Genomic DNA, 954 nt, shown 5'->3' with positions numbered 1-954 from the left:
GATCAGCCACATTGGGACTGAGACACGGCCCAAACTCCTACGGGAGGCAGCAGTGAGGAATATTGGACAATGGGGGCAACCCTGATCCAGCAATGCCATGTGTGTGAAGAAGGCCTTAGGGTTGTAAAGCACTTTAGTTGGGGAAGAAAGCTTTGAGGTTAATAGCCTTGAGGAAGGACGTTACCCAAAGAATAAGCACCGGCTAACTCCGTGCCAGCAGCCGCGGTAATACGGGGGATGCAAGCGTTAATCGGAATTACTGGGCGTAAAGGGTCTGTAGGTGGTTTGTTAAGTCAGATGTGAAAGCCCAGGGCTCAACCTTGGAACTGCATTTGATACTGGCAAACTAGAGTACGGTAGAGGAATGGGGAATTTCTGGTGTAGCGGTGAAATGCGTAGAGATCAGAAGGAACACCAATGGCGAAGGCAACATTCTGGACCGATACTGACACTGAGGGACGAAAGCGTGGGGATCAAACAGGATTAGATACCCTGGTAGTCCACGCTGTAAACGATGAGTACTAGCTGTTGGAGTCGGTGTAAAGGCTCTAGTGGCGCAGCTAACGCGATAAGTACTCCGCCTGGGGACTACGGCCGCAAGGCTAAAACTCAAAGGAATTGACGGGGACCCGCACAAGCGGTGGAGCATGTGGTTTAATTCGATGCAACGCGAAGAACCTTACCTGGTCTTGACATCCTGCGAGCTTTCTAGAGATAGATTGGTGCCTTCGGGAACGCAGTGACAGGTGCTGCACGGCTGTCGTCAGCTCGTGTTGTGAAATGTTGGGTTAAGTCCCGCAACGAGCGCAACCCCTATTGATAGTTACCATCATTAAGTTGGGTACTCTATTGAGACTGCCGCTGACAAGGCGGAGGAAGGTGGGGACGACGTCAAGTCATCATGGCCCTTACGACCAGGGCTACACACGTGCTACAATGGGTATTACAGAGGGC

The 954-nt window shown here is 51.7% G+C and carries 1 rRNA gene; it reads left to right on the top strand.

Annotation, left to right across the window (positions count from 1 at the left end):
• Window positions 1–954 (top strand): 16S ribosomal RNA (locus tag C9379_RS08575); the annotation flags it as partial.

Origin of the sequence: Francisella-like endosymbiont, assembly GCF_003069505.1 — a bacterium.
In the GTDB taxonomy this organism is placed as follows: domain Bacteria; phylum Pseudomonadota; class Gammaproteobacteria; order Francisellales; family Francisellaceae; genus Francisella.
The sequence above is the reverse complement of the archived record's forward strand: the minus strand, read 5'-3'. Positions and strand labels throughout refer to the sequence as shown.